This window comes from Bradyrhizobium paxllaeri (assembly GCF_001693515.2).
GTDB lineage: Bacteria > Pseudomonadota > Alphaproteobacteria > Rhizobiales > Xanthobacteraceae > Bradyrhizobium > Bradyrhizobium paxllaeri.
Genome location: NZ_CP042968.1, coordinates 3,875,681 through 3,899,550, shown reverse-complemented (window position 1 = coordinate 3,899,550; position 23,870 = coordinate 3,875,681). Strand labels below are relative to the sequence as shown.

The following is a 23,870-nucleotide window of genomic DNA, read 5'->3' as shown; positions in this document are numbered from 1 at the left end:
CCCTCTATCGGACGAGACGGCCATGAAGGCCCAAGGCGCGCCATCCGGGCCGCGCGCGCGGGCTCCTGCCCGCGCCGCTATTTGCAATCGAAGCGGTTGCGTTATGCCGCAGCAGAATGCTCGGCCGCGCCCTGCAGCTTGCGCTTTCGCCAGATCGATCCCACCAGCAGCACCACGGCGATGCCGAGGAGTCCGAGGATCACCTCGCCGCCGTGTCCGCCATTGGCGAACTGTGGCCCGATGCCGATCGATTTGAGCACGCCATCGAGGCCGACACCGACCGGGCCGTTGAAGAACGCGTGCATCGACGGCTGGACGACAGGGTCGGTCGCCATCACCTCGCCGGCGATCCAGCCAAGCAAGGCGGCGCCGGCCCATACCAAAGCGGGCAGACGCGAGAGCAGCGCCATGATCAGCGCGGCACCCGCGACAATCAAGGGAACGCTGATGGCAAGCCCGATGACCAGCAGCGGTATGCTGCCATTGGCGGCCGCGGCGACCGCGATGACGTTATCGAGGCTCATGACGATATCGGCGATCGCCACGATCTGCACGGCCGCCCACAAATGCGAAGCCGCATCGACGTCGCCCTCGCCCTCGTGTTCAGGCACCAGCAGTTTCGCCGCGATGAAGAGCAGCGCGAGACCGCCGACCAGCTTGAGGAACGGCAGCCCCATCAGCGTCACGACGATGCCGGTGAAGATGATGCGCAAGAAAACGGCGACGCCGGCGCCGAGGATCATGCCCCAGAACTTCTGGCGCGGCGGCAGGCTGCGGCACGCCATCGCGATGACAAGCGCGTTGTCGCCCGACAGCAGGATGTTGATCCACATGATCTTGCCGAGCGCGACCCAGAAGGCCGGCGTCTGCATCTCGGCATGGAACTGGGTGAAGAATGCCGAGATAACAGCAGGATCGAAGAATTGCCACAGCCAGTTCACAGCGTTCCCCCCTCGGCCTTCAGCCGTTGCTCGCGGCTACTGCGGCCGCTGTCCGATAAAATTAGCCGACGATTTCGTTGCCGGAAAAGAACTGCGCGATTTCGATCGCGGCCGTCTCCGGCGCGTCCGAACCGTGCACCGAGTTCTCGCCGATCGACTTCGCGTGAACCTTGCGGATCGTGCCATCCGCCGCCTTCGACGGATCGGTGGCGCCCATCACGTCGCGGTATTTGGCGATGGCGCCCTCGCCTTCCAGCACCTGCACCACGACCGGGCCCGAGGTCATGAAGTCGACCAGTTCGCCGAAGAACGGACGCGCCTTGTGAACGGCGTAGAAGGTTTCCGCCTGGTCGCGGCTCATGCGAATGCGCTTCTGGGCCACGATCCGCAAGCCGGCCTTCTCGATCAGCGCGTTGACGGCGCCGGTCAGATTGCGCGCGGTCGCGTCCGGTTTGATGATCGAGAAAGTGCGTTCAATCGCCATTGCTTACGTCCTTACAAAACGCTGATGGGTGAGTTGCGGGGCTTATATCGGCGCGACCTCACGACGGCAAGCGACCGTTGACGCGCCCGCCACCCCTTTTGGGCGCCTTTTCGTGCGGCACTTCGCCCCGTTGGGGCGGAGATTACAGCAATTTCATCGAGGTGAACCCTGTCTGAAGCGGCCGTGGCGCCTCCATTCAGCTTCGCGGCCGTAGACTTACCGACGATCGAACGCAGGGCACGCGCATCCGCCGGCCCCGGGCGTCATGGGACCCGATCTCACTGATGGTGCCAAGTGGCGCCGAAACTTTGAGGAGACGATCATGTTACGCAAACTCTCGCTGGTTGCAGCGGCCGCGGCTTCGCTGGGTGCAGCCGCGCTGGCGCCGACAGCGGCCTCGGCCGGCGGCTGGCACCATGGCGGCTGGCATCATCATCACGGTTGGGGTGGCCCCCGCGTCTTCATCGGCGGCCCGGCCTATTACGCCGGCGGTTATGGTGGCTGCTACGCGCGGCGGCTGGTTCCAACCCCCTGGGGCCCGCGCTGGCGGCTGGTGAACCGCTGTTACTGACCTGATTTGAGCTCCCCCCAGACTGACGCCCCGGCCGCTGCGCCGGGGCTTTTTTGTGTGGAACCCAATGGCCGCGGGCGATTCGACTACTTGCACGCGAATACATTGGCTCTGCACGGGAAACCAATTTCACCGTTATGACTTGATCCATCAAATACAATTCAAGCCTTGCGAGCACTGCGAGGTGGAACTCGTCAGAGGCCGCCCATGGATACCCGAATCAATGATTTTGAGCAAATCGATCACAAGACCTGCGTGTCGATCTGCGACGCCATCGGCGAACGGCTGCAGCAAAACATGCGTACCGAAACCGAATTGCCGCCACGTTTGCGCGAACTCGTCGATGAGCTGCGCCGCCGCGATGACGAGCTGCACTGAGCCGTGCTGAACGTCTGATTTGTCGATAGACTTTTCAGATACGTCGATAGGCTTTGCCGATCCTCCGATAGATTTTGCCAATAATCAGGTTGCGTTTGGCGCCGGCTCCGGTGACAACGCCGCATGCTATCCATATCCGATATTTCGATCCGGATCGCCGGGCGTCTTTTGATTGACGACAGCACGGTACAGATCGTGCCCGGCGCCCGCGTCGGCTTCGTCGGCCGCAATGGCGTCGGCAAATCGACGCTGTTTCACGCGATCCGCGGCGACCTCCCAACCGAGTCCGGCAGCATTACCCTACCGCCGCGCTGGCGCATCGGCAGCCTGGCGCAGGAAGCGCCTGATGGTCCCGAAAGCCTCATCAATGTCGTGCTGAAGGCAGATCTGGAGCGCGACGCGCTGCTCCATGAAGCCGAAACCGCCGATGATCCGCACCGGATCGCCGAAATCCAGACCCGGCTGGTCGACATCGACGCGCACTCGGCGCCGGCGCGCGCCGCGGCGATTCTGAGCGGCCTCGGATTTTCCGCCGCCGACCAGGGCCGGCCGTGTTCGGAATTCTCCGGCGGCTGGCGCATGCGGGTGGCGCTGGCGGCAACGCTGTTTTCGGCGCCCGATTTGTTGTTGCTGGACGAACCGACCAACTATCTCGACCTCGAAGGCACGCTGTGGCTGGAGGACCATCTGGCCAACTATCCGCGCACCGTCATCGTCATCAGCCATGACCGTGACCTGCTCGACACGTCGGTCGACCAGATCCTGCACCTCGATCGCGGCAAGCTGATGCTCTACAAGGGAACCTATTCCTCGTTCGAGGAACAGCGCGCCATGCGCGAGATGCTGGACGCCAAGCATGCCAAGCGTCAGGCCGACGAGCGCAAGCGGCTGCAAGCCTTCGTCGACCGTTTCAAGGCGAAGGCCTCGAAGGCGCGTCAGGCACAGTCCCGCGTAAAAATGCTGGAACGGATGAAGCCGGTCACGGCGCTGGTGACCCAGGACGTACGCGAAATTACCTTCCCGACGCCGGAGAAAATGCTATCGCCGCCGATCATCGCGGTCGATGACGTCTCGGTCGGCTACGATCCGCAAAAGCCGGTGCTCAATCGCGTCACGCTGCGCGTCGATACCGACGACCGCATCGCCCTGCTTGGCTCCAACGGCAACGGCAAGTCGACGCTGGTCAAGCTGTTGGCGGGCAAGCTGCGGCCTTTCTCCGGTCGGGTCACACGGGCGGACAAACTCTCGGTCGGCTATTTCGCGCAGCATCAGGTCGACGAGCTCAACCTCGATGCATCGCCCTACGATCACGTCCGCAGGCTGATGGCGGACGCGCCGGAAACCAAGATCCGCGGCCGCACGGGCGCGATCGGATTTTCCGGCAAGGCCGGCGACACCCTGGTCAAGAGCCTGTCCGGCGGCGAGAAGGCGCGGCTGTTGCTCGGGCTTGCCACCTTCTTCGCCCCGAACATGATCATCCTCGATGAGCCGACCAACCATCTCGACATCGACAGCCGCGCGGCGCTGGCGGAGGCGATCAACGATTTCCCCGGCGCCGTCATCATGGTCTCGCACGACCGCTATCTGATCGAGGCCTGCGCCGATCAGTTGTGGGTGGTCGCCAATCAGACCGTGACGAGCTACGACGGAGACCTCGACGATTACAGGCGACTGGTGTTGTCGATCGGCGAGCCGCGCAACGGTTCGCGCGAACGCCCTAAAGAGACCGCAAAGCCCGAGCGCATCAGAAACGAGAGACGAACGCCGCTGAAGCAGCGCATCGCCGAAGCCGAGGCCGAAATCGAGCGCATCAACGGCATCATTGCCAAGATCGACACCGCCCTCGCCTTGCCGGATATCTTTACGCGCGATCCCAAGCAGGCCGCGCAACTCAGCAAGGCCCGCGCCGGCGCCGAAAGCGCGCTGCGGCGCGCTGAGGAAGATTGGCTGGAGGCCAGTTCGGAATTCGACGAAGCCAGCTAGACTGGAACTTCGTTATGACCGTATCGATCCGGAGACCGTTTCATGGCGAAAAAAATAAGCCGCCCGCTTCGCTCCGAAGCCGACTATGACGCGGCACTCGCAGAGATCGAGCGATACTTCGAAATGGAGCCGAAACGAGGAACGCCGGAGGCCGATCGTTTCGATCTTCTCGCATTGATCATCGAAGACTATGAGCGTAAGCGCTGGCCGATCGAGCCGCCCAGCGCGATAGATGCGATCCGTTACCGCATGGAAATGGGCGGCTATACCCAAGCTGATCTTGGCCGTCTGCTCGGCTCGCGCCAGCGCGCATCGGACATCCTCGCCAGAAAACGTCCCCTGACCATGGGAATGGCGTGGAGGCTGCATCGGGAGTGGGGTATCCCGGCAGAAGCGCTTATTGCGCCGCCGCCAACGCGCGGGCGACGATCGGCTGCATAGCTGTCCAAGGGGACGACGGTCCACCATCACGCCGATACTGCGGCTTGGAATCAGGCGACCTGGCCTGAGGCCAACGTTTACGTCGCCGCCGGCTTCCTCTTCGGCTTGGCACCCTTCGCCGGCGCCGCCGCTTCCGGTGCGCGCTCGATCGACGTCAGGCGTCCCGCGGTGAAGGTGTAGAGGCCGGCGCGCTGACCGCGCGAATAGGTGACGACCGCGACGCGATCGCCGCGCGGATTGTTGGAAAGGCTGACATTGTCGGGCGCGCCGATACCGCGCACGACGTCGCATTCGGTATGACCGAGCGCCACCGTTCCCGTCGTCGAGGGCGGCGGGCTGCCGGCGGCCAGCGCAGTGGCATCGGTCCCAGGCGCTGCCATGCCGGGACAGCCGCCATCGGCCGCGACGAGTTCATCCGGCCCGACTTGTTTGGTCGGGGTGAGCGGCGGCGTTTCGATCGACACGTTGCGAATGAACACGCGGCCGGAGCGCGAAAACCAGTCCGCATCCTTCGAAAGCAGATCTGTTCCACCCGCACAACCCGCCAGCGCGGGCCCGAGCAGCAACAACATCAACAATGGCTTTCGATTGATCGTTCCGCGTCGCACGCTAAACCCACGCTCCCGCTCTTGATTGTAACGGCTTGTCCGACCATCACTTTGCGGCACGACCATGGCTGCCCGCAAGGTCCGGCGCAGAAACCGCAGATTATCATTAATTCCTATGGATTCGCTATTGTCGCCGTTGCCAGCGGCCCCGTTCATCGGCCTGCCAATACGTCACCTCGAAACCCTTCGCCTTGCAATCGGCCCAGGCGCCGCGCGCCGCGGTCAGCGCGTCGGCGTCGTCGCCGTTGAACACCAGCACCACCCGTTCGTAGCTGTCGCAATCGGGCGGCAACGCCGCATTGTCGATCAGGAACCTGACATTGGCCCGGTTGGGATTGCCGTCCTCGATCGAGAGGATGATCGGCTGGTCCTGCGCATCGCCGGCACGCCATGTGGCATGCGGCAGGAACGAATCGTCGCTGTAGGTCCATAAGTGAGCGTCGAGCGCCTCGGTGCGTTCGGGCGAAGTCGACTGCACGACCACGCGCCAGCCGCGCTCGAGCGATTTCTCCAGCAGCGGCGGCAATACGCTTTCGAGCGACATGCCCTGCAAATGATAGAACAGGACTTCCGTCATGCGGCTGCGACCGAACTACTTCGTGGCTTCGTAATATTCCGCGACCAGCCGATCCAGCAGGCGAACGCCGTAGCCGGATCCCCAACTGTGGTTGATGTCGGTTTTCGGCGCGCCCATCGCGGTTCCCGCGACGTCGAGATGCGCCCACGGCGTGTTGTCGACGAACCGCTGCAGGAATTGCGCGGCGGTGATCGAACCGCCGTGGCGGCCGCCGGTGTTCTTCATGTCGGCAAATTGCGAATCGATCTGCTTGTCGTATTCGGGACCGAGCGGCATGCGCCAGACACGTTCGCCGGTTTCGGTTCCGATCTTGCTCAGCCTGTCAGCCAGCTCGTCGTTGTTGGAAAACATGCCGGCATATTCGGTTCCGAGCGCGACCATGATCGCGCCGGTGAGCGTTGCCAGATCGACCATGAATTTGGGCTTGAACTTCTTCGTCACGTACCAGAGCACGTCGGCGAGCACGAGCCGGCCTTCGGCGTCGGTGTTGATGATCTCGATGGTCTGTCCCGACATCGAGGTGACGATATCGCCGGGGCGCTGCGCGTTGCCGTCCGGCATGTTCTCGACCAGGCCGATCGCGCCGACCGCGTTGACCTTCGCCTTGCGCGCCGCAAGCGCGTGCATCAGCCCGACCACGCAGGCCGCGCCTCCCATATCGCCCTTCATGTCCTCCATGCTGGCGGCGCCCTTGATGGAGATGCCGCCGGTATCGAAGCAGACGCCCTTGCCGACGAAGGCAACCGGCTGATCGCCCTTCTTGCCGCCGTTCCAGCGCATGATCACGGTGCGGCCCGGCTGGGTCGAGCCTTGCGCCACGCCGAGCAAGGCGCCCATGCCGAGCTTCTTCATCTCCTTGACGTCGAGCACCTCGACATCGACGCCAAGCTTCTTGAGCTGGCTGGCACGGCGCGCGAATTCCACCGGGTACAACACGTTCGGCGGCTCGTTGACGAGTTCGCGGGCAATGATCACGCCGTCCACGACATGGGACGCCGGGCTGAACGCTTTCCGCGCAGCTGCGACATCCTCGACGGCAATCGAAACGTCGGCGCGCAGCTCGCCGTTCTCGCCGTCCTTCTTCTTGGTCTTGTAGCGGTCGAACTTGTATGCGCGCAGCCGAAGGCCCGACGCGATCGCGGCGGCAGAATCGGGCTGCATCGCCCCCTCAGGGAGTTCGGCGATCACGGTGACCGCTTCGCTGGCGGCGTTGAGCTTGCCCGCCGTCACCCCGCCGCACCTGAGAAAATCCTTCTCCTTGACATCGGCCGCCTTGCCGACGCCGACGACGATCAGGCGCTCTGCCTTGATCCCCTCCGGCGCCGGAATATCGAGCGTCGAGCCGCTCTTGCCCTTGAACTGGTTGGCCGCCGCCGCCCGTTTGACGATATCGGATGCCTTCCCCAGCGCCTTCCGCGTCGCCTCGCCGAACTTCAACGCGTCGTCGCAAAACACCACGAGAACGCCGCGGGGGGCTGTGGAAAAGGCGACAAAGCCGACCTTGACGGCGTCGGACATAGGTAATCCTCCAGAATTCAGGGCTGTCTTGCGGGTCGGAATCGGTCCCGCGTTATGGAATGTTCTCTTCGGTAACGGCCCAAATCGCTCCGGACCTGATGTTTTCGCCACTATGGCCTGTCAGCCGCCGCGCTGCCAAGCGCTGCCGTGACCGGAACGCCACAAGAAATGAATTATTATCCATATCGAGGGGGTGCCACGGCACGGCCATTTTGTTGACGGATCAAAGGGATGGTAATGAGAATGAGACGGTTGAGTAAAGGCGGCCCGACCAAAGGGGAACCCTCAACAAAGGGATTGGTCGGAAGCTGCCCTCTGGGCGCACAAGGTGGGATCGTGCGGTAACGATGGGGTCGATCGACAGGTACATTTTTCGCACGACGCTCGCGTCGTTTGCGCTGGTCCTAGTCAGCCTCACCGGCGTGATCTGGATTACGCAGGCGTTGCGCGGCATCGACCTGATGACGAGCCAGGGTCAGACCATCATCACCTTCCTCGGCATCACCAGCCTGGTGATTCCGGCGCTGGTTCTGATCATCGCCCCGATCGCGCTGATGATTGCGATCTCGCATACACTGAACAAGCTCGCCACCGATTCCGAAATCATCGTGATGAATGCCGCCGGCTTTTCGCCGTACCGGCTGTTCCGCCCATTTTTCTTCGCCACGTGTGTGGTGGCGCTGCTGGTCACCTTCATCGGCGCCTATCTCGCTCCCGACGGCCTGCGCCGGATCAAGCAATGGGACGCCGAAATCACGGCCGACGTGCTGACCAACATCCTGCAGCCCGGACGTTTCGCCCAGCTCGACCAGAACCTGACGATTCGCATCCGGGAACGGCAGCCCGGCGGTGTGCTCGCCGGCATCTTCGTTGACGACCGCCGCGATCCCAAGGAGCGCGTCACCATCATAGCCGACCACGGCACGGTGCTGAAAAACGAAAACGGCTCCTATCTGGTGCTGGAGGACGGCAACCTCGAACGTTTCGAGGCGGGTAAGCGCGATCCGGCGCTGGTGGCCTTCGGCCGCTACGCTTTCGACATGTCGAAATTCTCCAACCGCGGCCGCGACATCACGCTCGGAATTCGCGAACGCTATCTCTGGGAGCTGATTTCGCCGTCGGAGGACGACCCGGTTTTCAAGCAACTGTCCGGGCAGTTTCGCGCCGAACTGCATGACCGCATACTTGCCCCGGTCTACCCCTTCGCCTTCGCCGTCCTGACTTTTGCCTTCCTCGGCACCCCGCGCACGACACGGCAGAGCCGCAATTTTTCGATCGGTGGATCCATCCTGGCGGTGTTCGGCCTGCGCATGGCGGGATTTGCCTGCTCGGTCATGGCAGTGAAGACGCCGATCATGGCGCTCGTCCAGTATTCGATGCTGTTCGCCGCCATCGCGATCGGGATGTGGATGATCGTCGGCGGCGTCGTGGTGGAGCCGCCGGCCGCCCTGATGGAGGCCATCAACAGGTCGAACGCACGCCTCGCGCGGCTCTTTGGGCGGCCGGCCACCGCATGAGCATGATGACCAACACGCTGGGGCGATATTTTGCCGGCCGCTTCCTGGTCTCGGCGGTGGGCGTGTTTGCGAGCATTTTCGTGCTGCTGGTGCTGGTCGACTACATCGAAATGGTCCGGAAGACCTCCGGGCTGGCGTCGGCATCTGCGATCACGGTGGCGCAGACCTCGCTGTACCGCGTGCCGCAACTGCTCGAAAAGCTGATGCCGTTCTGCGTCCTGATCGGCGCCATGACCTGCTATCTGGCGCTGTCGCGGCGGCTCGAGCTGGTGGTCGCCCGCGCGGCCGGCGTATCCGCCTGGCAGTTCATCTCGCCGGCGCTGGCAAGCTCGATCATCCTCGGCACCCTCGCCACCGTCGCCTACAACCCGATGTCGGCGAACCTGCGCGAATTGTCCAAGCGGATGGAGGCCGAACTGTTCGGCTCGGCGCCCGGCGGCGGCATCCAGGATGCATCCGGCTTCTGGCTGAACCAGATCAACAGCGACGGCCAGTCGATCATCAACGCCGCGCGCAGCGAGCAGCAGGGTGTCCGGCTGACCGGACTGACCGTGTTCCGATTCGATACCGACCTCCAGTTCAAGGAGCGAATCGAAGCGCGCGAAGCGGCCCTCGAGGAAGGCCGCTGGGCCTTCAAATCGGTACGCAGATACTCCCTTGATAAACCTCCGGTTGATCAGGAGAGCTTTTACCTCACGACCACCCTAACCCCGGCCCAGGTCCGCAACAGTTTCTCCACCCCCGAAACCGTGTCCTTTTGGCAACTGCCCGGCTATATCCGCTCTTCCGAAAGCTCGGGCTTCGCGACCGCAGGCTACCGTCTGCAGTACCATAAGCTCATCGCACAGCCATTTTTGCTGGCTGCAATGGTGATGTTGGCCGCTTCTGTGAGCCTTCGCTTCTTCCGGATGGGCGGCGTGCAAAAGATGGTTTTGAGTGGCGTGGGCGCAGGCTTTCTGCTCTATGTTCTATCGAAAGTTACTGAGGATTTGAGCAAGGCTGAGTTGATGCATCCCATCGCTGCGGCGTGGTTACCCGTCTGTGTGGGTGGCCTCACCGGTTTCTTAGCCTTGCTGTACCAGGAGGACGGGTAGTGGCCGTTGTCGCCGCCCGCCAGTTGAGGTCGCCTGCGTTCAGGCGGAGCACAATCGTGCGCCGCTATCGAGCCCGTTTGGCTGCCGTTGGCGTACCAATGATTGCCCTGCTCGCCGGATTGGCGTTTGCGGGTTCGCTTGAGCTTGCCCTGACGGTGCCGGCTCACGCGCAAAGCTTCACCTACAATCCGCGTCCGCCCAAGCCGCCGCCGCGGCCGGTCAACAATGACGGCCGGATGCTCGTGCAAGCGGTCGAGGTGGATTACGACTACAACAATCAGCGCGTGTCGGCGGTCGGCAACGTGCAGATGTTCTACAACGGCACCAGCGTGGAAGCCGACAAGGTCATCTACGACCAGAAGACCAAGCGGCTGCACGCGGAAGGCAACATCCGCCTGACGGATGCGGAAGGCAAAGTCACCTACGCCAACATCATGGACCTGAGCGACGACTACCGTGATGGGTTCGTCGATTCGCTGCGCGTCGATACGCCCGATGACACGCGCATGGCGGCGACGCGCGCCGACCGCTCCGCGGGCAATTACACCGTGTTCGAAAACGGCGTCTATACCGCCTGCGCGCCGTGCAAGGACAATCCGAAGAAGCCGCCGCTGTGGCAGGTCAAGGGTGCACGCATCATCCACGACCAGACCGACAAGATGCTGTACTTCGAAAACGCGCAGCTCGAGTTCTTCGGCGTGCCGATGGCGTACCTGCCGTATTTCTCGACGCCCGACCCGACGGTGAAGCGCAAGACCGGCTTCCTGATGCCGGCCTACAGCACCAACTCGACCTACGGCTACGCGGTCGAAACCCCGTTCTACTGGGCGATCGCGCCGGATTACGACGCGACCTTCAATCCGCGTTTCACGACGCGGCAGGGCGTGCTGTTCCAGGGCGAATTCCGCCAGCGCCTGATCAACGGCTCGTATCAGATCCGCGCCTACGGCATCGACCAGCTCGACCAGAGTGCGTTCACCGGCCAGCCCGGCGACCGCCAGTTCCGCGGCGGCGTCGACACCAAGGGCCAGTTCGCGCTCAACGACAAATGGGTGTGGGGTTGGGACGGCGTCCTGCTGTCCGACTACTACTTCTTCTCGGACTACCGGCTGGCGCAGTACAAGGATCCGCTGGGCTCGTTCCTGAGCCTGCCGACGGAAGCCATCTCGCAGCTCTATCTGACCGGCGTCGGCAATCGCAGCTTCTTCGATGCGCGCACGATCTATTACCTCTCCTACTCCGGCAACCAGGACAAGGTGCCGGTGATCCATCCGGTGATCGACTATTCCAACGTCATCAACCACCCGATCCTCGGCGGTGAGGTCAGCTACCAGACGAACTTCACGAGCCTGTCGCGCACGACCGCGGCCTTCGACCCGATCACGACGCTGGCCAACACCAACGGCCTGTGCCTGAACGCATCGGCCGATCCGCTGGCCCGGATTCCCTCGCAGTGCCTGCTGCGCGGTATGCCCGGCACCTATACGCGGTTGACGGCTCAAGCGCAGTGGCGGCGCTCGTACACCGATCCCATCGGCCAGATCTGGACGCCGTTTGCGATCATGCGCGCCGACGCCGTCAGCGCCTCGATCTCGAACCAGCCCGGCGTTTCGAACTTCCTGCCTGTGGGCGACACCGAGGCGTTACGCCTGATGCCAGCGGTCGGCCTCGAATATCGCTACCCCTTCATCAACGTTCAGCCGTGGGGCACGACCACGATCGAGCCGATCGCGCAGGTCATCGCTCGTCCGAACGAGACCTACGCCGGCCGCCTGCCGAACGAAGACGCGCAGAGCATGGTGTTCGACGCCTCCAACCTGTTCGCCGTCGACAAGTTTTCCGGCTACGACCGCGTCGAAGGCGGCGGCCGCGCCAATGTCGGCGTTCAGTCGACGACGCAGTTCGACCGCGGCGGCAGCGTCAATGTGCTGTTCGGCCAGTCCTACCAGTTGTTCGGCCTGAATTCGTATGCGGTGCGGGATGCGACTAACACCGGCCTCGATTCCGGCCTGCAAAACACCCGGTCCGACTACGTCGCCCGCGTCAATTACTCGCCGAACCGGACCTACACATTCAGCGTGCGCTCGCGCATGGATGAGGCGACCTGGAACGTCAATCGCTTCGAGGCCGAAGGACGCGCTTCGTTCGACCGCTGGTCGGTCAGCATGCTGTACGGCAACTATGCCGCCCAGCCGGAACTCGGCTATCTGACCCGGCGCGAAGGCCTGCTCGGCACCGCGTCGATCAAGCTGGCGTCGAACTGGGTGGTATCAGGCGGCGCGCGATGGGATCTGGAAGCCAACAAGCTGAACCAGTACATCATCGGCGCCGGTTATGTGGACGATTGCTTCGTGCTGGCCGCCAACTACGTCACGTCCTATACCTACCAGGCCGGGACAACGCCGCCGGTGCTCAATCACGCTTTCATGCTGCAGATTGGCCTGCGGACCATTGCGAATTCGTCCACGACGTCCGGCAGCAACGGCATCCAGTAGCGTGAGGCCTTAACCTTGCCGGACAGTACCCCGCGCAACGCGGTACGATTGGTTGATACGGCTGACATGATCACATGACGACCATGACGCTTTTCCATCTCAGGCTTCGCTCCCTGACCGCCGGCTGCGCCATCACGCTCGCCATGCTGGCGGGCGGTATTTCGCCATTGCCCGCGCAGCAGGTGGCCTGCATGGTCAACGGCGAACCCATCACCAGCCTCGATATCGAGCAGCGCACCAAGCTCAACTTCCTGACCACGCGCAAGCAGATGCCGCGGCAGGAAGTGATCGACGAGCTGATCAGCGACAAGGTCAAGATCAAGGAAGCCAAGCGGTTCGGCGTCGATCCTACCGGGAGCGACCTCGATCAGGCCTATTCGGGAATGAGCCAGCGGATGCGTTTGACGCCCGATCAGCTCACCAAATCGCTGGAGAGCCAGGGTGTCCGGCCGGAAACGCTCAAGGCCCGCCTCAAGGCCGAAATGGTCTGGGGCAGCCTGGTGCGCGGCCGCTTCAAGGAGAGCCTGCAAGTCGGCGAGAAGGACGTGAACGCCGCCGCCGAGCAAGGCGGCGAGTCGACGCAGGTGGATGCATTCGAGTACAAGCTGCAGCCGATCGTGCTGATCGTGCCGCGCGGCTCGGCGCAAGGCGCGATCGATCAGCGGCGCAAGGAGGCGGAATCGCTGCGCGAGCGCGTGCAGTCCTGCGAGCAGGCCAACTCCTACTTCAAGTCGATGCAGAACGCCGCGATCCGCGACATCGTCACCAAGACCTCGGCCGACATTCCGGGCCCCTTGCGCGAATTGCTGGACAAGACGCCGGTCGGCCGCCTGACCCCGCCCGAAATCACCAAGCAGGGCGTGGAAATGGTGGCGTTGTGCGAACGGAAGCCGACCAAGATCGATACGCCGAAGAAGCGGGAGATCCGGGAAAAGATGTACGCCCAGAAATACGAGGCGAAGTCGAAATCCTATCTGAACGACCTCCGCAAGGCCGCAATGATCGAATGTCGTTGATTCATGGCAAAGCCTCTCGCGCTGACATCCGGCGAGCCCGCGGGCATCGGCCCCGACATCGCCCTTGAAGCGTGGCGGCGGCGCGGCGAATTAGACCTGCCGCCGTTCTATCTGCTCGGCGACCGCACCTTCTTCGCGGAGCGTGCGAAGATCCTGGGATTGCCGGTCGAACTCGCCGATGCCGCCCCTGAGGAAGCGGGCGCCGCCTTTGCGAACGCCCTCCCCGTGGTCGCGACCGGCGAAACCGCAACCGCGCGCCCCGGACAGCCCGACGACAGCAGTGCAGGCGCGGTGCTCGCCTCCATCCGCATGGCGGTCGACCATGTCCGGCAAGGCCGCGCCGGCGCCGTCGTCACCAACCCGATCGCCAAGAGCGTGCTGTACCGCGCCGGCTTCCGCCATCCCGGCCACACCGAGTTTCTCGCCGAGCTGGCCGCCGATGGCGGGAAGCTGCCGCAGCCGGTGATGATGTTGTGGTCGCCGGCGCTCGCCGTCGTTCCCGTCACCATCCATCTGTCGCTGCGCGAGGCGCTGGCCCAGCTTTCGACCGAGCTGATCGTGAGCACGGCGCGGATTGCGGCCACCGATCTGAAAGCGCATTTCGGCCTTGGCTCTCCGCGCCTGGCGCTATCGGGCCTCAATCCGCATGCCGGCGAGGACGGCTCGCTCGGCCGCGAGGACATCGAGATCGTCGCCCCCGCCGTCGACATCCTGCGCAAGGACGGCATCGACGCGCGCGGCCCGCTGCCCGCGGACACCATGTTCCACGCCGCGGCGCGCAAGAACTACGACTGCGCCATCTGCATGTATCACGACCAGGCGCTGATCCCGATCAAGACCATTGCGTTCGAGGACGCCGTCAACGTGACGCTCGGACTGCCGTTCATCCGGACATCGCCGGACCACGGCACCGCCTTCGACATTGCCGGCAGCGGCAAGGCCAATCCGTCTAGTCTTGCCGCAGCATTGCGGCTCGCCGCGCGCATGGCGGCGACCAAGCCTCAATGAGCGCGATCGACGATCTGCCGCCGCTGCGCGAGGTCATCCGCGAACATTCCCTCTCGGCCCGCAAATCGCTCGGCCAGAATTTTCTGCTCGACCTCAACCTCACCGCGCGGATTGCGCGCGCCGCAGGTCCCCTCGAAGGCGCTGTTGTCATCGAGGTCGGCCCCGGCCCCGGCGGACTGACGCGCGCGCTACTCGCGCTCGGCGCCAAGCGCGTCATCGCGGTCGAGCGCGACGAGCGCGCGCTGGCGCCGCTCGACTACATCGCCAAACGCTATCCCGGCCGGCTCGAGATCGTGCACGCCGACGCACAAACTTTCGATCCCCGTCCGATGCTCGGCGGCGAGCGTGCAAAAATCGTCGCCAACCTGCCCTACAACATCGCGACCGCGCTTTTGGTGGACTGGCTCTCGATCGAGCCATGGCCGCCCTGGTACGACATGATGGTCTTGATGTTTCAGCGCGAGGTCGCCGAGCGCATCGTCGCCAAGGAAAACGAAGAGGCCTATGGCAGGCTCGCAGTGCTCGCCAACTGGCGTAGCGAGACCAAGATCCTGTTTGACATTTCGCCGGCCGCGTTCGTGCCGCAACCGAAAGTCACCTCCTCGGTCGTGCGCCTGGTGCCGCGCGCGGCGCCGGAGCCCTGCGACCGCCGCACGCTCGAACAGGTCGCGGCCGCTGCCTTCGGCCAGCGCCGGAAAATGCTGCGGCAGAGCCTCAAATCGCTGTCGGTCGATCCGACGCGGCTCGCCGCCGCCGCGCAGATCGATCCGACACGGCGCGCCGAAACCATTCCGGTTTCCGGCTTTGTTGCCATGGCCCGTGAATTGGCCGATATACGAAAGACAAAAGCAAACGCCGTATAAGGAGTGAACGCCATGGCGCGAATGGTCCGTCAATCCCTCGTCAAGTTCGATGCGCCATTGTGCGAAACCATCATCGACACGCCGAAGCCGCAAGGACGCGAAGTCCTCGTCCGCATCGAGCGCTGCGGGCTCTGCCATTCGGATCTGCACATCCAGGACGGCTATGCCGATCTCGGCGGCGGCAAACGGCTCGACACCACGCGCGGCATGACGCTGCCGTTCACGCTCGGGCATGAGATTGCCGGCGTCGTCGATGAAGTCGGCCCCGATGCGCCGAAGGAGCTGATCGGCAAGAAGCAGGCGGTGTTTCCCTGGATCGGCTGCGGCCAGTGCCGCGACTGCGCCAGCGGCGATGAAAACCTCTGCGTCAAGCAGCGCTTCCTCGGCGTCTCCATCGACGGCGGCTTTGCCACCCACGTGCTGGTACCCGACGCCAAGTACCTGCTCGACTACGATCCCCTGCCCGTCAACCAGGCGGCGACGCTGATGTGCTCAGGCGTGACAGCCTATGGCGCGCTGAAGCGGCTGGTCGACCGCCCGCGCCAGCGCAATTTGCTGCTGATCGGGCTCGGCGGCGTCGGCATGATGGGGCTGTCATTCGCGCAAGCCATGTTCAAGCAGAACATCACCGTCGCCGATCTCTCGCCGGCCGCACGCGAGACCGCGCTCAAGAACGGCGCGGCGGTCGCCTACGATCCGGCCGAGCCGGAAATCGTCAGGCGCATCCTGAAAGAAACCGAAGGCGGCTTTGACGGCGTCGTCGATTTCGCCGGCAACGAGAAATCGATGGCGTTTGCGGTTGCGACCGTCGCCCGCGGCGGCAAGGTCGTGGTCTCCGGCCTGATGGGCGGCAATTTCAGCCTGCCGATGGTGCAATGGGTCTACAAGCGCATGACCGTCGAAGGCTTCATGGTCGGCACGCTCGCCGAGGCCAAGGAGCTGATGGCGCTCGCCCGCGCCGGCAAGATCAAGCCGACACCGATGAAGGAAGAGCCGATGGCCGACGTCCAGAAATGGATCGACGAACTCCGCGCCGGCAAGGTCGTCGGGCGCATCGTGCTGAAGAACTGAGGCGGCGCGCAGCCGCCGAGTAAATAGCCTTTCGTCATGCCCGGCCTTGCCGCCTCCGCTGAAGCTCCGGCGCGCCAGGATAGGAACGCCACGGCGAAGCCTTAGCGTAGCCGGGTGCCGGGCATCCACGTCTTTGCTTGCTTCGACATAGCACGAAAGACGTGGATGGCCGGGACAAGCCCGGCCATGACGCAAGCCTCCAACCGCAGGCCGCGCCGCCGTGATCGCAGCGTGCTTATAGAAAGCGCGGCGTGCCAGCAATCCGCACGCGCTCCAATCGGCGTTCAGCAGGCCGAGACAGCGCTGTTCCGGCGGCGATAGGCGACAAAGCCAATCCCGGCGAACCCGGCGATCAGCATGGCCCAGGTGGAAGGCTCCGGAACGGCCGCAACCGAAACGAAGGCGTCGGCGATCACCATGTGAGCGGCGGCTGTCGGATGAATTCCGTCCCAATAGGCGTAGGTGTTGCAGTTCAGCGTAATCGCCCCACAGGCATCGGTGACGTTGGTGAAGCCAAACGCTGCCGGATCAAGTGCGATCGTCGTGCCCAGGCCGAAGATGTCGAAGATCTTTACGCCGGCTTCACCAGCCAGTTCCGCGGTGAGCGCGACATTCATGCTGCTGGCGAGGAAGGTTCCGAGCACGGAGGCGCCCGCAGCGGTAACGGCCGGCGCAAGGCCGAGATTTGGCGTATTCCAGACGATGATGTTCTTCGCGCCGCCAGCTTGAAGCGTGTCCACCATGGCACCGACATTGGCTGCGTATGCAGCTGCGGTGCTCGCCACCGTTGGTCCGAGACACACCCCTTGGCAGGCTGCGATCGTGTTCAACGCAGCGCGGGCATCGTTGCCGCCACCGGCAATGACGTAGAGCGCGCTCGCCGAGACAGTGTTGGTGGCCAGATACTGGTTGGCCTGGGTGAGCAGACTGAACGGAAAGCCGTTGCCGGCTGGCCCCGTGGTCGCTCCACCAAATGCATAGTTCGTTCCGCCGGCGAGCGAAGGTTGAAGCTGGATGCCGAGCTTCGCCGCGACGTCCGATGCCCAAACGGGCCCGTTGCTATAGACCCCGGAGGCATAGGGCAGGCTCGGAACGTAGGTGTTGCCGGTAATGACCTGGCTGCCATTGGTGCCAATCACGAGGGCGTTGTTGCCGCTGTCGGAAAGGCTGTCACCAAACACGACCAGCGAAGTATAGGGGCTGGCCGAGGCTGGCAGGATCGCCAGGGCAAAGGCTGCGGCGCTAACGATCGGCAATAATTTGCGGGAGAGGAACGCGGATTTCATGACGCTACCTGCTATTCACTATACTGGGAATAGCATTGCATCTGGCCGCGAGCAGCGTGTCAATCGCTCAATCATATGTTGCAGTGCACTTGGCCCGGACGCGGAGACAGCTACGCTCGCTGGATCAACGCTCGCCCGATCGGCTTCGGCTCCTCGCTGCGTAACACCAGCGACGTCGTCACCGCGCCGTGCCGCGCGACCGTATCGACGATCGTTTCAAGCTCCTGCGGTGACGGTACGAACACCTTGAGAATGAAGCAATCCTCGCCGGTCAGCCGCAGCACCTCCATCACGTGAGGCATTTTGGCAAACTGCTTCAGGCAGGACTGGATATGTTCGTGGGTCGTGCGCAGGCGGATGACGGCCATCATCCGCAAGCCGAGCGCGGCCGGATCGATCTTCGCGGTATAGCCGGTGATGATTCCGCGCTCCTCCAGCCGCTTGACCCGCTCCGAAGTCGCGGGCTGCGAAAGCCCTATTCTGCGGCCAAGCTCTGAAATCGCGATGCGCCCGTCCTCCTGCATTGCTTCGATGATCGCGATATCGGTCGGATCAAGCGCGGGGGCAAAACTTTCTCGGGACATGAAGACCTTGAATCCATCGGCAGGAGGACGTCTTTTCCGATGATTGCCCATTCCAGAGGATAGCGGAAGCCGTCAGTTTCGCCCGTTGCAAACAACAACGGAGCCGACATGACCGACATCATCATCCTGCCCGGAATTGGCGGATCGGGCGAGAAGCACTGGCAAAGCCGCTGGGAAACGAGCGACCCGCGCTGCCGCCGCTTCCAGCCCGCCGACTGGGACCGGCCGGAGCTGAAGGACTGGATCGAAGCGCTCAATCGCGCCGTCGGTGCGGCGTCAAAGCCGCCGCTGCTCGTCGCTCACAGCCTGGCGTGTCTTCTGGTTGCGCACTGGCAGCAGGTTTCGACGGCGCGGGTCGCGGGCGCGTTTCTCGTTGCAGTTCCTGATCCAGTAGGGCCGGCCTTCCCGATCGAGGCCGCAAGTTTCGTCAATCCGCCATCGAGCAAATTCCGCTTTCCCTCGCTCATCGTCGCGAGCACGAACGATCCATATGGCACGGTCGAATATTCGCGTGAGAGAGCGCGCCAGTGGGGCAGCGGCATCGTGGAGGTGGGAGAAGTTGGCCACATCAATGAGGCAAGCGGGCTTGAGGCCTGGCCGCAGGGAAAAGCATTGCTTACGGCATTTGCAGCGGGAGCCGCTAATTGATGGCCAGCGCATTTCGCGGCGAAGCCTGACGCTGGCGATTCCGGCGACGGCAAGTAGCCCGCATGAGCGCATGCGATATGCGGGGCCGCCGCACGTAAGGGCCCCGGATATCGCGGAGCCTGTCATCACTGCGCAAGCGCAATTGCGCTTGTCGCGGGCGCGCATTCGCGCGACCCGTTGGCTCATCCGGGCTGCCGCCTTTGTTCCACCGTCTCTTCGCAAGAAAAAGATGCATTGGACCTGTGTTTTGGATCACACGACCGCCGTCGCCGCAATGCAACTGTTGTCGCTGCCAACGGCTTATCGATCTGGCGGCGCTAAAACCTTGATCTGATGTCAAACGTCGGCGTCGCATCACTGGTGTCGTTGAAGACCGGAGGGTCCAATGTCTCCCATCCTGTGCCGATTGCTGACGCTTGTTCTTTGCGGGCTGCTCAGCGGAGCTGCCTCTGCCGGCGAATTTCGGCAGAAGGTGTTCACGGCAAAATCCTACGCAGGTTCGCGCGACCGCCACTATCAGGTCTTCGTGCCATCCGGCTACACGGGACAGGACGCGGTGCCGCTCGTGATGATCCTGCACGGCTGCCGCCAGACCGAGGCCAACATGATCAACGAGACGCGCTTCAAGGATCTCGCGGAGCGCGATAACTTCATCGCGGTTTATCCCTTCATCACCTCCTATGACGGTATGCGGGAGATGAATTGCTGGGGCTTCTTTCTCGACCAGCACATTCACAAGGGCGCCGGCGAGGTCGAGGACCTGCACCAGATCGCGCTCGAGATCGAGGCCGAGCTGAAGATCGATCCTATCAGGCGCTATGTGACCGGCCTGTCCTCCGGCGCCGGCATGGCGGTGGCGCTCGCCGTCGCGCACAGCGACTATTTTGCCGCCGCCGGCTCTGTCGAGGGCTTGCCCTACGCGGAGACTTCCTCTGCAGTGGGTTTCGTCTGCGTCAATCCGGGGAGTTTCAAGCCGGTCTCCGCCAATGTGGCCGCGATGAAAACGGAGCAGCAGCAACCCGACGAGCAGCGTCCGGTTCCGATCATGGCCATTCATTCGCGCAACGATTGCGTCGTCAATAAACTGGCCTCCGAGAACATACGGGATTCCTGGATCCGCCGTTACGAACTTGGCCCCTCCCCGACTGCGACACTGGATTGTACGGCCGAAGGCGTGCCCTGCACCCAGACGAGATATGGCAGCCCGCAGCGCTCCGTGGTCGAGACCGTCTTTTACGAAGGCAAGCGTGGCGATTTCATCGGCACCGGTACTCATTATTGGGTCGGCGACAACAGCGGACAATTCGCCGATCCGACCGGGCCGAGCGCCACCGAGTTGCAATGGGCCTTCTTCAAGGCGCATCCGTTCCGCGAGGCCCCGCCCCCTTCGATCTCGATCAGTGCGGCGCAGGCCACCGGAAATTCGGTCAGCGTGAACGGGACGGCGTCCGCCTCCGCGGGCTCGGTTGCGAGCGTGACGGTGCGGCTCGACGGCCGCTTTCCCCAACCAGCGAAAACTGCGTCCGGCACCAGCAACTGGGCCGTGACGTTCGACAATCTACCGATGGATGCCATCTACGTTCCGGTCGCGACCGCGAAAGACAATGATGGCGCCACCTCGAACATAACAGGCAACCCGATCACGCTTGGATCGCCCCCGCCGAATGCCCCGCCCAGCGTCACGATCAGCAGCGCCTCGGTCAGCGGCGACTGCATCACGGTGGCGGGCTCGGCCTCCGATCCCGAGGGACAACTCGCCAATGTCGGCGTCGAGCTGGGAACGCGGCCACGAAAGCCCGCAGGCGTGAGCCAGGACAAGTTCAAGTACGGGGAATGCGGGCTGCCGGGAGGAACCTACGCGACCCGAGCCCAGGCGACGGACCGCGCCGGCGCAACAAGCCCAGTAAGTTCAGGCCCCGACGTGACCGTGAGCAATTTGCAGGCCGTGACCGCCAATTGGCAGGCCCACATGGGTGCCGGCCGGTTACGGGTCTACTCAGCGCCGTGCGCGAGTATTGGCTTTGGCTCGTGCGATCAGGGATTTTCCGAAATCTTCCTCGCCAACCAGTTCAATCCCTTCCCACTGCACAGGAAAGCGACCTCCAAAGACTGGTATGTACGGCCGGAGAGCATACCCTGAGGGCTTGATGGAGCCAAGCTTATCGCAGCGACGTCTCACTTAAGGGGTGCAGTCCAGCACTGTCACCGTAATTCCGCGGCTACGCTCGCTGAACTTTGTTCGCATTGCCGGCAGAACGTGGCGACGAAGCACAGCATAGCAGTCGTGGCTTGAACAGCCGTGAGCCTAAGCCACGGGCTTTCAAGCCGCGTGACATTTTCATGTCCGACCTCCACATCGATGCAAGCCGTGTAAAGTCGCCGAAATTTTGGTCGGTGGTGCGCCTAACCAGCTACGTGGGAGCCAAGACTTCCAAGTCTTCTCCACAAATGCGGTTCCGTCGCCCGTTAAGGGCTTTCTCAAGCAAATCTACATCGTAGTCAATTTGCAGCCGTGAAATGCGCTGTTTTTCGTTGAACCAGACGCGCATGACCGCAGTGTCCGTCGGCTTAAACTGCTTTTGGGTTGCATCGGAAGATCGAAACAATACGATAGCTGCGAGCGCATCCGTATCTGAGGTGAGACACCCTGCGCGCCTGAATTTCTTTTCAACTAATGTAGCGAGCACCTCGCCGAGCGGCGGATCGGATTCTCCGAACGCCGTAGAATAGTAACTCGTTGTATTGGTGAGATGTACCGGATCCGTGTAATAATCGGACCAGACTACAGGCAGCGTGCCGCCGGATTGCAGGTACCCACCCACTATCTGGACCAGTACTCGAAGTTGAACTGCCCATCTGTCAAATCTTGGTTGAGCAACGACGTTTCCTCCAGTGGCAGCAAAATAGCTGGTCGCATCGGCGGCCGTGTAGTTTGTACCGTTGTACCTATTCCAAGCCGGCAAAATGCGACTGTCCAGCGCCTGAAGAGCATAGCGCGAGGACATGCATTCGAGCGTATTGGTACGCGTCAAGTTTGCGGCCTGTGACGCAAGCACAAGAGCATATGCAATATCAGACGGCGAGAAATTGCGCCCCTTCAATCCGGTTGAAAATTCCCCACATTTCTGGCCCGGAGCCGCGGCAGCGCTCAGAGCCAGCGATGCTTGCGCCGCATCGGTGGCGTCTTCGAATATCTTCAAGAAGTCAGCATTGGGAGGGTCGAGCAACGATTTGATCTTTGAGACACGAACGTTCACCCGACTATATGGTGTCCGGATAATGTTATCGCCGACGAAAAGATCGTCTGACTTTGTGTATGTACGCCCCTTGTCCAACTCGGCAATCACCTTCTTCAACGGGTCTTCTGTCTTCGCGACATCACCCACAATCGTGCTGGCGAGTGAGGTACCCTTGATCAAGGGAAGAATAGGTATGGCAACCTGGATTGCTTCATAGATTATTCGCGTGAGAGGCCCAGGCGTATTGGTTGTCGTTTGGTTTGCCGTGGCGGCAAGAAATAAGGCTTCCCTTCCGGAAACCAGGAAGTGGGATCTGCAGTTCTTATTCAAAAAGACCTTTCGCGACCGATCGTCACCAGCCACCGAAAAGACGGTGATCGTAGCGCGAGATTTGTCGACGGTCGGTAGGTCGGCTTGCGCGAGCTTGCTTGTGGTCAATGCCACGACGTGACTTGTAACGAGATTCTCGGCAACGAAGGGATTCCAACCAACGTTGTTGGTAACGTCGCTGACACTGCACTGAATAGTCACGCCGTACATGTCACTCTTATTCATCGGTGTCCGCGATGAATGACTGATAGACATCAATCTGCGATCTTCCGGCATTCCCTGGCCGGCGCTTGGACCGCTGATTACACAGTTTCCGAAAGCCTCCCAACTATCGGTGCATCCTGCGCTTGCGGGTGACAAACCGAAAATGAAGGAAACGACGATCAAACAGGCAAATAGCCTCACACCAAATCTCCAAATAAAATGCCTTGGCAGCAAATTAATCCGCAGACAATCTGTAGCAGAGGGACTTCGTCAGACGCAACTACACAATGCAGGAATTATGGCTAGTTCACTCAATACATTTTCCGTGCGCTCGCGCGATTTTCGCTGGTGCCGCCCCAATCACTGATTTGCCCCTCCTGGCAAGAAACTTATTCCACCCCCACTCAAAATTTTTCGCTTAACGCGGCACCCAAATCAATCCTACAACTCCCGCTATCCCGTCCTCGATACAGAGGGGCGTTGGCCAGCGTCACGAACGTTGGGGCGGGTGGCGGTGGACGCGGCAGCGTTCGGGCGCGCGATGGGTTCGCAGGGCGGTTCTTCCGTGAGCGGACGTCGCGCGCAGACGACCGGCGCTTAAACGCCTCGGCGAAAACTTCTTCCGGCAGCATGCGGGCCGGTTGGAGCGCTTCGGTCCGGGGAAGCCGTGGACGGCAAAACCGCGCAGTCCTGGCACCCGTTGCTGGTGTCAAGCCGATGGAGATTGTCGGGCCCGACCGGGCTTTCGATCAATCGTCAATCCGTCGGCGACGGAGGCCAGAGGAATTCGGCTCCGGGGAGAACGCGGCATAAGCCGTTAAAACCATCGCGCAGGGAAAGCTGGGTGTTCCGGCGCACCTGCGGTCTGCCGTGTGCATTGTTGTGCGCACGACTGCGGGTGTCATGGGCACCCGGCTTTCCCTGCGCCCTCTGTTTTCGAGGGTATCGTCGAGGCATAACTTCGGGCGCGACGCGCCGCGAGATCGCGATGTCGTATCCGATGCCGGCCACACC

Annotated in this window: 20 protein-coding genes and 2 pseudogenes; 13 read left to right on the top strand and 9 right to left on the bottom strand. The window is 62.6% G+C overall.

What is annotated here, in order from left to right:
- Positions 1-101: 101 nt before the first annotated feature.
- Together LMTR21_RS18560 and ndk are read right to left on the bottom strand one after the other, a co-directional pair.
- Entirely contained in the window at positions 102-941 is an 840-nt protein-coding gene (locus tag LMTR21_RS18560) for a TerC family protein (RefSeq protein ID WP_065755048.1), read from the bottom strand.
- Between the two features lie 61 nt (positions 942-1,002).
- Positions 1,003-1,425: a nucleoside-diphosphate kinase gene (gene ndk / locus LMTR21_RS18555; RefSeq protein ID WP_065755049.1), complete on the bottom strand. Its 423-nt coding sequence runs from the start codon at positions 1,423-1,425 to the stop codon at positions 1,003-1,005.
- Between the two features lie 322 nt (positions 1,426-1,747).
- On the opposite strand from ndk, the gene LMTR21_RS18550 reads away from it, so the two are divergent.
- The 4 genes from LMTR21_RS18550 to LMTR21_RS18540 all read left to right on the top strand — a co-directional run bounded on the left by LMTR21_RS18550 (position 1,748) and on the right by LMTR21_RS18540 (position 4,798).
- On the top strand, positions 1,748-1,996 hold the full coding sequence (locus LMTR21_RS18550; protein ID WP_065755302.1) for a sulfur globule protein precursor: 249 nt from the start codon (positions 1,748-1,750) through the stop codon (positions 1,994-1,996).
- Between the two features lie 207 nt (positions 1,997-2,203).
- Positions 2,204-2,374 (top strand): hypothetical protein, encoded by a 171-nt coding sequence (locus tag LMTR21_RS40070; RefSeq protein WP_187399371.1) that lies wholly within the window; start codon positions 2,204-2,206, stop codon positions 2,372-2,374.
- Between the two features lie 123 nt (positions 2,375-2,497).
- Positions 2,498-4,357 carry an ABC-F family ATP-binding cassette domain-containing protein gene (locus LMTR21_RS18545; protein WP_065755050.1) on the top strand — a complete coding sequence of 620 codons (1,860 nt, stop codon included), beginning with the start codon at positions 2,498-2,500 and terminating at the stop codon, positions 4,355-4,357.
- Between the two features lie 123 nt (positions 4,358-4,480).
- Entirely contained in the window at positions 4,481-4,798 is a 318-nt protein-coding gene (locus tag LMTR21_RS18540) for a helix-turn-helix domain-containing protein (RefSeq protein WP_246175662.1), read from the top strand.
- A 77-nt stretch (positions 4,799-4,875) separates the two neighbouring features.
- Here the strand turns inward: LMTR21_RS18540 and LMTR21_RS18535 are convergent, their stop codons facing one another.
- From LMTR21_RS18535 to LMTR21_RS18525, 3 genes are all read right to left on the bottom strand, one after another.
- Entirely contained in the window at positions 4,876-5,370 is a 495-nt protein-coding gene (locus tag LMTR21_RS18535) for a hypothetical protein (protein WP_065755052.1), read from the bottom strand.
- 160 nt (positions 5,371-5,530) lie between these two features.
- Positions 5,531-5,983 carry a DNA polymerase III subunit chi gene (locus LMTR21_RS18530; RefSeq protein ID WP_065755053.1) on the bottom strand — a complete coding sequence of 151 codons (453 nt, stop codon included), beginning with the start codon at positions 5,981-5,983 and terminating at the stop codon, positions 5,531-5,533.
- A gap of 15 nt (positions 5,984-5,998) precedes the next feature.
- A complete protein-coding gene (locus LMTR21_RS18525) occupies positions 5,999-7,501 on the bottom strand; it encodes a leucyl aminopeptidase (RefSeq protein WP_065755054.1) in 1,503 nt (500 codons plus the stop codon).
- Between the two features lie 347 nt (positions 7,502-7,848).
- On the opposite strand from LMTR21_RS18525, the gene lptF reads away from it, so the two are divergent.
- The 7 genes from lptF to LMTR21_RS18490 all read left to right on the top strand — a co-directional run bounded on the left by lptF (position 7,849) and on the right by LMTR21_RS18490 (position 16,565).
- On the top strand, positions 7,849-9,018 hold the full coding sequence (gene lptF / locus LMTR21_RS18520; protein WP_065755055.1) for an LPS export ABC transporter permease LptF: 1,170 nt from the start codon (positions 7,849-7,851) through the stop codon (positions 9,016-9,018).
- On the top strand, positions 9,015-10,112 hold the full coding sequence (lptG, locus tag LMTR21_RS18515; protein ID WP_065755056.1) for an LPS export ABC transporter permease LptG: 1,098 nt from the start codon (positions 9,015-9,017) through the stop codon (positions 10,110-10,112). Before lptF ends, lptG begins: the two co-directional genes overlap by 4 nt.
- Before the next feature lie 98 nt (positions 10,113-10,210).
- Positions 10,211-12,607 (top strand): LPS-assembly protein LptD, encoded by a 2,397-nt coding sequence (locus tag LMTR21_RS18510; protein WP_187399400.1) that lies wholly within the window; start codon positions 10,211-10,213, stop codon positions 12,605-12,607.
- A gap of 74 nt (positions 12,608-12,681) precedes the next feature.
- On the top strand, positions 12,682-13,623 hold the full coding sequence (locus LMTR21_RS18505; RefSeq protein WP_430642567.1) for a peptidylprolyl isomerase: 942 nt from the start codon (positions 12,682-12,684) through the stop codon (positions 13,621-13,623).
- Between the two features lie 3 nt (positions 13,624-13,626).
- Positions 13,627-14,631, top strand: a complete 1,005-nt coding sequence (pdxA, locus tag LMTR21_RS18500) for a 4-hydroxythreonine-4-phosphate dehydrogenase PdxA (RefSeq protein ID WP_065755058.1) — start codon at positions 13,627-13,629, stop codon at positions 14,629-14,631.
- The gene (gene rsmA, locus LMTR21_RS18495; protein ID WP_065755059.1) at positions 14,628-15,494 is read left to right on the top strand and encodes a 16S rRNA (adenine(1518)-N(6)/adenine(1519)-N(6))-dimethyltransferase RsmA; all 867 of its coding nucleotides are present in this window, start codon (positions 14,628-14,630) and stop codon (positions 15,492-15,494) included. The genes pdxA and rsmA overlap by 4 nt, the downstream gene beginning before the upstream one ends.
- Before the next feature lie 12 nt (positions 15,495-15,506).
- The gene (locus tag LMTR21_RS18490) at positions 15,507-16,565 is read left to right on the top strand and encodes an alcohol dehydrogenase (protein WP_065755060.1); all 1,059 of its coding nucleotides are present in this window, start codon (positions 15,507-15,509) and stop codon (positions 16,563-16,565) included.
- Between the two features lie 284 nt (positions 16,566-16,849).
- Here the strand turns inward: LMTR21_RS18490 and LMTR21_RS41835 are convergent.
- The 3 genes and pseudogenes from LMTR21_RS41835 to LMTR21_RS18480 form a co-directional block, all read right to left on the bottom strand.
- Positions 16,850-16,969 (bottom strand): annotated as a pseudogene (locus tag LMTR21_RS41835) (PEPxxWA-CTERM sorting domain-containing protein); the annotation flags it as partial.
- A gap of 54 nt (positions 16,970-17,023) precedes the next feature.
- Positions 17,024-17,851, bottom strand: a pseudogene (locus LMTR21_RS18485) (SGNH/GDSL hydrolase family protein); the annotation flags it as partial.
- 110 nt (positions 17,852-17,961) lie between these two features.
- A complete protein-coding gene (locus LMTR21_RS18480; RefSeq protein WP_065755304.1) occupies positions 17,962-18,435 on the bottom strand; it encodes an Lrp/AsnC family transcriptional regulator in 474 nt (157 codons plus the stop codon).
- 108 nt (positions 18,436-18,543) lie between these two features.
- On the opposite strand from LMTR21_RS18480, the gene LMTR21_RS18475 reads away from it, so the two are divergent.
- Positions 18,544-19,083 carry an RBBP9/YdeN family alpha/beta hydrolase gene (locus tag LMTR21_RS18475; protein ID WP_065755062.1) on the top strand — a complete coding sequence of 180 codons (540 nt, stop codon included), beginning with the start codon at positions 18,544-18,546 and terminating at the stop codon, positions 19,081-19,083.
- A 385-nt stretch (positions 19,084-19,468) separates the two neighbouring features.
- Positions 19,469-21,223, top strand: coding sequence for an extracellular catalytic domain type 1 short-chain-length polyhydroxyalkanoate depolymerase (locus tag LMTR21_RS18470; RefSeq protein ID WP_084030839.1), 1,755 nt, complete (start codon positions 19,469-19,471; stop codon positions 21,221-21,223).
- A gap of 271 nt (positions 21,224-21,494) precedes the next feature.
- Here LMTR21_RS18470 and LMTR21_RS18465 read toward each other — a convergent pair whose 3' ends face one another.
- Positions 21,495-22,877 (bottom strand): hypothetical protein, encoded by a 1,383-nt coding sequence (locus LMTR21_RS18465; protein ID WP_065755064.1) that lies wholly within the window; start codon positions 22,875-22,877, stop codon positions 21,495-21,497.
- Positions 22,878-23,870: the final 993 nt, after the last annotated feature.

Bases quoted from the DNA above. Each gene is read 5' to 3' on its own strand.
- ndk (WP_065755049.1), bottom strand. From the start codon at position 1,425: ATGGCGATTGAACGCACTTTCTCGATCATCAAACCGGACGCGACCGCG.
- LMTR21_RS18550 (WP_065755302.1), top strand. From the start codon at position 1,748: ATGTTACGCAAACTCTCGCTGGTTGCAGCGGCCGCGGCTTCGCTGGGT.
- LMTR21_RS40070 (WP_187399371.1), top strand. From the start codon at position 2,204: ATGGATACCCGAATCAATGATTTTGAGCAAATCGATCACAAGACCTGC.
- LMTR21_RS18545 (WP_065755050.1), top strand. From the start codon at position 2,498: ATGCTATCCATATCCGATATTTCGATCCGGATCGCCGGGCGTCTTTTG.
- LMTR21_RS18540 (WP_246175662.1), top strand. From the start codon at position 4,481: ATGGAGCCGAAACGAGGAACGCCGGAGGCCGATCGTTTCGATCTTCTC.
- LMTR21_RS18535 (WP_065755052.1), bottom strand. From the start codon at position 5,370: ATGTTGTTGCTGCTCGGGCCCGCGCTGGCGGGTTGTGCGGGTGGAACA.
- LMTR21_RS18530 (WP_065755053.1), bottom strand. From the start codon at position 5,983: ATGACGGAAGTCCTGTTCTATCATTTGCAGGGCATGTCGCTCGAAAGC.
- LMTR21_RS18525 (WP_065755054.1), bottom strand. From the start codon at position 7,501: ATGTCCGACGCCGTCAAGGTCGGCTTTGTCGCCTTTTCCACAGCCCCC.
- lptF (WP_065755055.1), top strand. From the start codon at position 7,849: ATGGGGTCGATCGACAGGTACATTTTTCGCACGACGCTCGCGTCGTTT.
- lptG (WP_065755056.1), top strand. From the start codon at position 9,015: ATGAGCATGATGACCAACACGCTGGGGCGATATTTTGCCGGCCGCTTC.
- LMTR21_RS18510 (WP_187399400.1), top strand. From the start codon at position 10,211: ATGATTGCCCTGCTCGCCGGATTGGCGTTTGCGGGTTCGCTTGAGCTT.
- LMTR21_RS18505 (WP_430642567.1), top strand. From the start codon at position 12,682: ATGACGACCATGACGCTTTTCCATCTCAGGCTTCGCTCCCTGACCGCC.
- pdxA (WP_065755058.1), top strand. From the start codon at position 13,627: ATGGCAAAGCCTCTCGCGCTGACATCCGGCGAGCCCGCGGGCATCGGC.
- rsmA (WP_065755059.1), top strand. From the start codon at position 14,628: ATGAGCGCGATCGACGATCTGCCGCCGCTGCGCGAGGTCATCCGCGAA.
- LMTR21_RS18490 (WP_065755060.1), top strand. From the start codon at position 15,507: ATGGCGCGAATGGTCCGTCAATCCCTCGTCAAGTTCGATGCGCCATTG.
- LMTR21_RS18480 (WP_065755304.1), bottom strand. From the start codon at position 18,435: ATGTCCCGAGAAAGTTTTGCCCCCGCGCTTGATCCGACCGATATCGCG.
- LMTR21_RS18475 (WP_065755062.1), top strand. From the start codon at position 18,544: ATGACCGACATCATCATCCTGCCCGGAATTGGCGGATCGGGCGAGAAG.
- LMTR21_RS18470 (WP_084030839.1), top strand. From the start codon at position 19,469: ATGTCTCCCATCCTGTGCCGATTGCTGACGCTTGTTCTTTGCGGGCTG.
- LMTR21_RS18465 (WP_065755064.1), bottom strand. From the start codon at position 22,877: ATGAATAAGAGTGACATGTACGGCGTGACTATTCAGTGCAGTGTCAGC.